The organism is Bacillus sp. FSL R5-0560 (assembly GCF_037966305.1).
GTDB lineage: Bacteria > Bacillota > Bacilli > Bacillales > Bacillaceae > Bacillus > Bacillus mojavensis.
Window position 1 is genome coordinate 3115250 of sequence record NZ_CP150195.1, and the last position, 9751, is coordinate 3125000.

Annotated in this window: 7 protein-coding genes and 3 tRNA genes (1 of these 10 only partly in view); 2 read left to right on the forward strand and 8 right to left on the reverse strand. The window is 43.7% G+C overall.

Annotated features, from left to right (window positions below):
- The first annotated feature begins 2 nt into the window (after positions 1-2).
- Complete coding sequence (locus tag NST56_RS16420) at positions 3-722, forward strand: yteA family sporulation protein (RefSeq protein WP_010331607.1); 720 nt, start codon at positions 3-5, stop codon at positions 720-722.
- A gap of 170 nt (positions 723-892) precedes the next feature.
- Entirely contained in the window at positions 893-1360 is a 468-nt protein-coding gene (locus NST56_RS16425; RefSeq protein WP_339177825.1) for a tryptophan-rich sensory protein, read from the forward strand.
- A 30-nt stretch (positions 1361-1390) separates the two neighbouring features.
- Here the strand turns inward: NST56_RS16425 and glgP are convergent, their stop codons facing one another.
- The 8 genes from glgP to NST56_RS16465 all read right to left on the reverse strand — a co-directional run.
- Positions 1391-3787, reverse strand: a complete 2397-nt coding sequence (glgP, locus tag NST56_RS16430) for a glycogen phosphorylase GlgP (RefSeq protein ID WP_339177828.1) — start codon at positions 3785-3787, stop codon at positions 1391-1393.
- Positions 3774-5228 carry a glycogen synthase GlgA gene (gene glgA, locus NST56_RS16435; protein ID WP_326331656.1) on the reverse strand — a complete coding sequence of 485 codons (1455 nt, stop codon included), beginning with the start codon at positions 5226-5228 and terminating at the stop codon, positions 3774-3776. Before glgA ends, glgP begins: the two co-directional genes overlap by 14 nt.
- Positions 5225-6256 (reverse strand): glucose-1-phosphate adenylyltransferase subunit GlgD, encoded by a 1032-nt coding sequence (gene glgD, locus NST56_RS16440; protein ID WP_010331611.1) that lies wholly within the window; start codon positions 6254-6256, stop codon positions 5225-5227. Before glgD ends, glgA begins: the two co-directional genes overlap by 4 nt.
- 24 nt (positions 6257-6280) lie before the next feature.
- Positions 6281-7423, reverse strand: coding sequence for a glucose-1-phosphate adenylyltransferase (locus tag NST56_RS16445; protein WP_326196386.1), 1143 nt, complete (start codon positions 7421-7423; stop codon positions 6281-6283).
- The gene (gene glgB / locus NST56_RS16450; RefSeq protein WP_339177837.1) at positions 7423-9303 is read right to left on the reverse strand and encodes a 1,4-alpha-glucan branching enzyme; all 1881 of its coding nucleotides are present in this window, start codon (positions 9301-9303) and stop codon (positions 7423-7425) included. Before glgB ends, NST56_RS16445 begins: the two co-directional genes overlap by 1 nt.
- Before the next feature lie 238 nt (positions 9304-9541).
- Positions 9542-9613 (reverse strand) — tRNA-Glu (locus NST56_RS16455).
- 4 nt (positions 9614-9617) lie between these two features.
- Positions 9618-9708 (reverse strand) — tRNA-Ser (locus NST56_RS16460).
- 3 nt (positions 9709-9711) lie between these two features.
- A tRNA-Asn gene (locus NST56_RS16465) sits at positions 9712-9751 on the reverse strand (it continues 35 nt past the right edge of the window).

A 9751-nucleotide genomic window follows, 5' to 3' on the forward strand; every position in this document is an offset into this window, starting at 1 on the left:
TATTGCTTACAAACGAACAGCTTCAGCATTTAAAAAAGGAACTTGAAGAAACGAAGGAAGATATATTGAACCGCTTCAAAGACAATGACCACTTTCAGCTCAATTCTGCCTTTCCGTATGATTCATGGGGTGAGCTTTCTGCATATGACAACCACCCAGGCGATCAGGCGACAGAGCTTTATGAGCGTGAAAAAGACATTGCTCTTGATTTGCATGAACGGGAGCACCTCCGGGACATTGAGCATTCATTGAAGGCCATAGAAAACGGCACGTACGGGATTTGTGAGGTCAGCGGAAAAGAAATCCCTTATGAACGTCTTGAAGCGCTTCCGACTGCCACGACGCTCGCAGAGTATTCATCACAGGATGTCGTTTCCAAAGACCGTCCGATTGAGGAAGAAACACCCTTCGGTCAATTTGAATTTGACGATGATGAAGAAATCAGAGCGCCTTATGACAGTGAAGACTCCTACCAGGACGTTGAAAAATATGGAAACTCAGAAACACCGCAGGACATGGAAAATCCGCCGCTCAGCTATGATGATATGACAATGAATGCCGAAGAAAATATCGGCAATACAGAATCATATGAGAATTTCATTGCCACAGATATTACAGGCAAAGAAATTACGGTGTATCCAAGCAGGGCACATGAACGTTATGAGGAAGAGCTGGATGAAGAAGGCATCATGACGACGTTTGGCGACCTCCATGCAGATTGACACCCCCGGGAAAGAGGTTCGCTTTTATGTTTTCAAAAGTTAATGTCTGCATTTGTATACAAACCGTATAACTTCAGCTCATCTACATCATCACCCCCGCATACCGCGGGGGTGTCTATCCAAGATAAAGAGAAAGTACATGTAAAATAAATACATACCGGAGGAAACACATGAAAAAGATGATCGGCGCAATCGTGGTTTTTATCCTTACATACGTGCTGTTTTCAGCCGCAGACTATCTATTTCCGATCGACCAAAATTGGTATCATTCACTGAAAAAGCCAGACTGGACACCAAACGGGTCAACGATCGGCATCATCTGGGCCATCCTGTTTGCACTGATTTCTCTTTCGGCTGCCATTGTTTATGCCAAAAGGTCATTTAGACAAGCGAAAAGCTTTTGGCTGGCGTTTTTGATCAATTATGTGCTGAATCAGGCATTCAGTTATTTTCAGTTTACGCAAAAGAATCTCCTTGCCGCATCCATTGACTGCCTGCTTGTCACCATAACAGCACTGGTTGTGATCATCATTGCAAAAGTATACAGCAGGGCCGCAAGCTGGCTTCTTGTGCCTTATTTTTTATGGAGTGCCTTTGCAACAGTCTTATCCTTTACGATCTATTCAATGAATCTTTGAACAAAAAAAGCCGCTCAAATAGCGGCTTTTTTACACCATCGGCTTAATTCTCCAAATGTGTTTCGCATATTCATGAATTGTCCGGTCGCTTGAAAAATAGCCTGAATGGGCAATGTTTAAGATTGAACGCTCTGACCATTTTCGCCGATCTTGATAATCAGCTTGAACACGCTCCTGAGCATCCGCGTATGAGCTGAAATCCTTCAACACAAAATACTCGTCATTATGCGGCAGCAGCGAATCATAAATGGATTCAAATTCATCAGGTTCACCTTCAAAAAAGCCGTTGATCAGCTGATCGGCAACCTGCCTGATTCTGCGGTCATGCTGATAATATTCCCTTGATCTGTAGCCTCCGTTTTCCTGGTAGGAAAGAACGTCATCCGCCTTCAAACCAAATGTGTAAACACAATCAGCTCCGACGCGTTGCAGAATTTCAATATTCGCCCCGTCATGCGTGCCGATTGTCAGCGCGCCATTCATCATAAACTTCATATTTCCTGTACCGGACGCCTCCTTGCTTGCAGTCGAGATTTGTTCACTTACATCTGATGCCGGAAAAATCTGCTCCGCCATAGAAACCCTGTAATTTTCTAAAAAAACGACCTTGAGCAGTTGCCTCACCGCCGGATCATAATTTACCTTCTCCGCAACGGAATGAATCAGTTTAATGATTTTCTTCGCGTAATGATAGCTTGGTGAAGCCTTTGCTCCGAAAATAAAGGTTTGCGGATAAATTGAAAATCCCGAATCCTCCTTCAGGCGGTTATACAAATACATAATATGAAGAACATTCAGCAGCTGCCGTTTATACGCATGAAGCCGTTTCACCTGCACGTCAAATATGCTGTCCGGATTCACTGCCACTCCGGCCGTGCAAAAAATCAGATCAGCAAGCTCTTGCTTTTTTCTGCTTTTGTTATTTTGGAACTGCTCAATAAAAGCGGGGTCAGTAGCGTACGGTTCGAGCTGAATCAGGGATTCCGGATGTTTTATCCATTCATTGCCTATCGCATCTGTTATCATGGCGGACAAGCCGGGGTTGGCTTTTAACAGCCAGCGTCTATGGGCAATTCCATTTGTTTTATTGTTAAACCGATTCGGAAACATCAAATGAAAATTACGCATTTCCCGTTCCTTTAATATGTCGGAATGAATTTTGGCAACTCCGTTGACACTGTAGCTTCCCACTATTGCGAGGTGAGCCATTTTGACAACTCCGTGGGCCGTAATCGCCATATCCTCTATCCTTTTCCAGTCACCGGGATACTTCTCCCAAACCGCTCTGCAAAACCTCTCATTAATCTCTTCAATAATCATATACATTCGCGGGAGTAACGGCTTAAATAAATGAATCGGCCATTTTTCAAGCGCTTCTGACAGTGTCGTATGATTCGTATAGGAAATTGTATGTACCGTGATATGCCAGGCATCTTCCCAGCTCATGTTCTCTTCATCAAGCAAAATCCGCATCAGCTCTGGCACAGCAAGTGCAGGATGGGTGTCATTAATATGAATGCTTACTTTTTTATGCAGGCTATATAATAATTGATTCGTTTTGCGATAATTGTTCACTATGCTTTTTAAACTGGCACACACTAAAAAGTACTGCTGCTTCAGCCGTAATATCTTACCCTCGTCATGCGTGTCATCAGGATACAAAAATTCAGATACAGCTTCTGTTTCCCGTTTATAAGACAAAATATTGCCGCCGTGATAATGCGCATAAGGCTCGGCGTTCCAAAGTCTTAACGTGTTGACTGTGCCCGTATCATATCCGATGATCGGGATATCGTAAGGAACGGCGGTAATGATTGTTGCTTGTTCATGACGAAAATGCAGACGGCCGTTTTTTTCAGTCATATGCACCTCGCCCCAAAACGGCACGTCAACCGCCTGATCAGCATTTCTTACTTCCCATACATTTCCGTTTTTCAGCCATTGCTCAGGCAGCTCAACTTGATGCCCGTCAACAATCTTTTGTTCAAATAAGCCATGCTTATACCGAATACCCATCCCATGCCCAGGCAAATTTAACGAAGCCAGAGAATCTAAGAAGCAAGCAGCCAATCGCCCCAGACCGCCATTCCCCAACCCCGCATCGCTCTCCATATAAAGGATCTCGTCTAGACTGATGCCGATCTCTTTCAGACCCGCTTCCACTACATCCCGAATACCGAGATTCATTAAATTCTGTTCAAGGAGCTGCCCGAGAAGAAATTCAATCGACAAATAATATGTCTGCTTTCCGGAATTGGACCTGCTTCTTTCATTTGTCTGAATCCAATCAGCGCTGATGTACTCTCTGATCATATTGCCTAAGGTTTTATATTGATCAAGCTTGGAAGATTCTTGAAAGCTTTTCCCGCACGTCATTTCCAGACGCTTTAAAAATAAGGCTGCAAAGCGTTCTTTACTCGAGAACATCCCGTCCACTCCTTGTCACATGCTCGAAAATGCGCTGATATTGTTTTGCTGATTGTTTCCAGCTGTAATCTGTATTCATTGCAGTTTTCATGATGCTCTTCCATACATCCTTTTGGCGATAAAACGACAGCGCCCTCTCGATCGTAAATTTCAGATCATGAGCATTAAAGGCTGAGAACGTAAAACCGTTGCCTGTTCCCTCTTCCTCCCGGTAGGAACGGACTGTATCATAAAGCCCGCCCGTTTCTCTGACAATCGGAATAGTGCCATATTGAAGCGCAATCATCTGCCCCAGACCGCACGGCTCAAATTTCGAGGGCATCAAAAACAAATCTGAGCCCGCATAAATCTGATGGGCGAGCGGCTCATCAAACCCAATATACGCCCTGCATTTATCGTGAAATGCAAATTCAATGTACCGGAAGTAGTCCTCAAATTCCCGTTCCCCCGTACCGAGCACAATCAGCTGTATGTCTCTCTCCTCCAGCAGCTCGTGCATCATTCTCTTAACAAGATCAAGCCCCTTCTGTTTGGTCAGCCTTGTTACCATACTGATCAGCGGAATATCTTCCCGTACCGGAAGGCCCATCCGCTGCTGGAGCTTCGTTTTATTTTCTTCCTTTAAATCAAGATGTTCAGGATCGTAATGCACTTCAATATACGGATTGCTCTCTGTCTGATAGAAAGAGTCGTCAATACCGTTTAAGATCCCTGTTAAATCCTTTTCCCTATACTGCAAAACTGGCTCAAGCTGCTCGCCGTAATAAGGCGTTAAGATTTCATTTCTATAAGTCGGGCTCACCGTTGTTACATGATCAGCAGCAATAATCCCCGCTTTCATAAAATTAACAAATCCATTGCATTCTAATCTTTCATAATGAAAATGACTCATGTCCAGCCCGAGCAAGTCATGTGTCACCTCAGGCGGGAAAACACCTTGAAACTGCAAGTTATGGATCGTGAGCACACTTTTCATCTGCTCATAAAAGGGGTGCTTGCTGTATTCCTCTTTCAACAAGTAATTGACCATAGCTGTATGCCAGTCATGAGTATGAATGATATGAGCTTGAAAATTTACTGCTTCTGCCGCTTCCAGCACAGCTCTTGAAAAATAAGCAAACCGCTCCCCGTCGTCAAAATGCCCGTAAAGGGAGTCTCTTGAAAAATAATATTTATTGTCAATAAAATAATAATTCACACCATCTTCAGCCAAATGTTCAATTCCGCAATATTGCTGACGCCAGCCAACAGCAACTGTACATTCAGCTGTTTTCTTCATGCGTTTTTGCCAGGCCTCAGGGATTTGACTGTATTTCGGCATGATCACCGCTACGTCGTTCCCAAGACGAGAAAGCACTTTGGGCAGCGCGCCGGCCACATCGGCCAAGCCTCCTGATTTTACAAACGGGGTACATTCTGAGACAGCAAATAACACCTTCAAGAATTCATCAGCTCTCCTTGCACCAATCCTTTTTTTAATACGAGCGGCTGCTCCTCCGTTCCCGAGACTTCAGTCGCATTGCCGATTTTGACATCCTTATCAGCAATCACCTGCTCCAGCAAACAATTCTCACCAATCTGCGTTTTTTGCATAATAATGCAATTTTTCAGCTTCGTGCCTTTCCCGACATGCACCGCCCTGAACAAGATGCAGTTTTCGACCTCTCCCTCAAGCACACAGCCGTTTGCCACTAAAGAATTTCTAACGGTATTGTACTTCCCGTATTTTGTTGGGGGCTCATCCTTCACTTTTGTATAAATCGGCTGCTGTGGCAAAAACACCTGCTGCCAAAAACGCGGCTGAATAAGCTCCATGCTATGGGTATAATACTTTTCTACAGAATCAATAACGGCCGCATACCCCGAATATTCGTATGGGCAAATGGTCAATGCGGAAGCTTCTTTTTCAACAACTTCTTGAATGGTTCTATATCCTTTTTCAACATGTCCGTAGATCAATTCTTTCAAGAGTTTAGAAGACATGATATAGATTTGGAGCGACTGACCGTCCTGAAAGACCTCGGTAATGTCACAGCCCACCTCCTGATGTCTTTTTAACACATATTGAAATTGAATGTTGCATACAGTATGGCTGTTAGTGATGATGGCATATTGCTGTGTACTTCTATGAAAGTAATCGAGATGATCAGAAAACTGGCGGAATGAACCGAATTCATCATACTCATCATGCAAATGCGGTGACGGGAAAAAAAAGAGGCCGTCCTTTTTTCGGTGCAAATCCCATTCCTTCCCGGCTCCAAGATGATCCATAAGAGACCGGTAGCGATACTTCGGAAAAATCGCTACACTCCTAATATTCGCATTCACCATATTGGACAGCATAAAATCTATCAAACGGTACCTGCCAGCAAAAGGAATCGCACCAAGTGACCGCTGTGCGGTTAAATCCTGAAGAGAATGCTTATATGTGGTTTCATCTATAACACCTAACATTTGATTATTGATCAACTGATTCTGCCTCCTCTTCAGTCATTAAATCAATTCTTTCTCTACAAATTCCTCCGATACAAGCAGCACCTCCTGAATGTCTGTTTCAGATTTAATCACAGCGCCATCTGGAAGCACCAATCCCTTAGGCACGATGGCATTCTCAATCACGACATGCTCACCGATTGTCACATCCGGCATAATCACTGAACGCTTGACCGTTGCGTGCTTACCGACGGTGACCCCTTGAAAAAGAACGGAGTGAGACACATTCCCATAAACAACACACCCCTCATTCACAAGTGAGTCATGAACCTGCGCCTCAGGGGAAATAAATTGCGGAGGCTGATTCGGGTTGACAGAGTAAATCTTCCAATTGCGTTCAAACAGCCCCAGCTCAGACTGGTCTTTCAGCAAATCCATATTAGCCTCCCATAAGCTCTGCACCGTTCCGACATCCTTCCAATATCCTTTAAACGGATAAGCGGAAAGCTTCTTTTTCTCCTCCAAAAGCAGAGGAATGATATCTTTGCCGAAGTCATGGCTTGAATACGGATTCCGGTCATCTATCTCAAGATATTGCTTCAAGAGCGGCCAATTGAAAATATAAATACCCATGGATGCCAAATTGCTCTTTGGGAATTTAGGCTTTTCATCAAAATGTGTGATGACCCCGTCTTCATTTGCTTTCATGATGCCGAATCGGCTTGCTTCTTCCCATCCCACTTCAATCACGGAGATGGTCACATCCGCTTTCTTTTCTATATGAAAATCAAGCATCTTGCCGTAGTCCATTTTATAAATGTGATCGCCTGATAAGATCAACACATACTCGGGATCATACTGGTTCAGGTAATTGAGATTTTCATAAATTGCGCTTGCCGTCCCTTTATACCATTTCACTTCGGATGACTCAGCATAAGGAGGCAATACTGTAACGCCCCCATTGTGCCTGTCAAGGTCCCATGCACTGCCAATGCCAATATAGGAATTCAGCTCCAATGGCTGATATTGCGTTAAGATGCCTACTGTGTCTATGCCTGAATTCGAGCAGTTGCTGAGCGTAAAATCAATAATCCGGTATTTTCCCCCAAAAGATACGGCCGGTTTTGCCATATTTTTTGTTAACCCGCTGAGACGGCTGCCCTTTCCGCCGGCAAGGAGCATAGCCACACATTGTTTTTTCATTATTTTATCTCTCCTCTTTTTTTCACCGCCCGCATTATCGAAATGCCATAAGGGGGGATTGTCATCGTGATATAGTACGGTTTTTGATGAACAGCTCCAGATTTGGCTGCTAACGGCTTTTTATTCAATTGACCTGAGCCCCCATATTTTTCATTGTCACTGTTCAACATTTCGATATATTGGGTAAGAAAGGGAACGCCTACATCGTATTGATGATAGACCGAGGGTGTAAAATTACATAAGATGATAAGCGCCTCACCGTGCCGTCTGCCGTACCGAATAAAAGAGAAAATTGATTGCTCCTCATTGTGGACATCAATCCATTCAAATGATTGAGCACGATGGTCATTTTCATAAAGGATTTTGCTTTTTTGATAAAAGCGGAGAAGATCTTGAGTAAAAACACTTGCTTTCTGATGCATGGGGAAGGTGTTCAAAAACCAATCAAGCTGTTCTGTATCTTTCCATTCATCGAATTGAGCAAATTCCGAACCCATAAAAATGAGTTTTTTACCGGGATGAGCGGTCATATAACCGAGTAAAAGCCGATATTGGGCAAATTTCTGCCAATAGTCACCAGGCATTTTATGAAGAAGTGATTTTTTCCCATACACGACTTCATCATGAGAAAATGGCAAGACAAAATGTTCACTAAAAGCATAAAGCAAGGAAAAAGACACGAGCTGATGGCAGTGCCGCCTTTGTTCAAAAGGCGTCTCCATGTATCTCAGCACATCATTCATCCAGCCCATGTTCCATTTAAAATGAAAGCCGAGTCCCCCTTCCTCAACAGAACCTGTTACTTGAGGCCATTCGGTGGAATCTTCCGCTATCATCATGACATGCGGATATGCCTCCCGCATTGTTTGATTCAGCTTCTTTAAAAATGCAACTGCATAGGGATTCATATGGCGTTCAGCCTGATTTGGCCAATACAGCATATTGGCCACGGCATCGACCCTAAAACCATCTATATGATAGAATTCCGCCCAGTACAACGCATTAGAAATTAAAAAACTTTGAACTTCCGGTTTTCCTAAATCAAAGTTAGCGGTGCCCCACAGCCAGTTCTCCCGGTCACGCTCTTCTTGATATTCGTAAAGAGGCGCTCCATCAAACATATAAAGCCCATGAGAATCTTCACAAAAATGTCCGGGGACCCAATCAAGTATGACGCCGATGTTTGCCTGATGGCATTCATCCACAAACCTCATCAAATCATGAGGCGTGCCAAATCGGCTTGTCGGGCTGTAATACCCCGTTGCTTGATAACCCCAAGAGCGATCATAAGGATGTTCATAAACGGGCAGCAGCTCGATATGGGTAAACCCCTGCTCTTTGATATAAGGAATAAGAGACTGGCCTAATTCTTCATAGGAGTAAAGCGTGCCATCGGAATGCTTCTTCCATGAACCAAGGTGAAGCTCATAAATAAAAACCGGCTTTTCATATATCGTTTTATCTTTCTGCTTCTTTTGCCACTTTTGATCATGCCAGCTGTACCCTGCAAGATCGTAAGTAAGAGACGCCGTATTCGGTCTCACCTCTGAATAAAAAGCATACGGGTCTGCCTTCAGCATAGTCTTTCCGCTATTTGTCACGATTTCATACTTATATCGTTCCTTTTCTTTCAAACCTGGAACAAATAATGTCCAAATGCCGTTATCATTAACTTTTTGCATCACATGAAGCTCACCTGACCAACTGTTAAAATCCCCAGCCACTCGAACTTCTGACGCATGAGGCGCCCACACACAAAACTCATACCCAGTTTGGCCATTCAGCTCGCGATAATGCGAGCCAAACAGCTGATAGCTTTTAAACAGACTGCCTTCGTGAAAAAGATAAACATCATGTGCTGTTGGGCTGGCAGCGGCCATGTAATCATCCTTTCTGACATCATAGTTTTCATTTATATTATTTATTCGGAGAAATAAAAAAAAGCCCTTTCTAGAAAGCGCTTATATTTATTGACATAAAACTTCATTTTCTGAAGAAAAACAAGAGATATGGAGTTTTTTGTTGTAAATCTGTATAAAAATAAAAAACAAAATCAGATGTATATTATATCGTTTTAGGAAAATAAAAAAACCTTGCAGGATATGCAAGGTTTCAAGATGACCCGTACGGGATTCGAACCCGTGTTACCGCCGTGAAAGGGCGGTGTCTTAACCGCTTGACCAACGGGCCGTCATGGCGGAGAAGGAGGGATTTGAACCCTCGCGCCGCTTACACGACCTACACCCTTAGCAGGGGCGCCTCTTCAGCCACTTGAGTACTTCTCCATATGGCTCCACAGGCAGGATTCGAACCTGCGACCGATCGGTT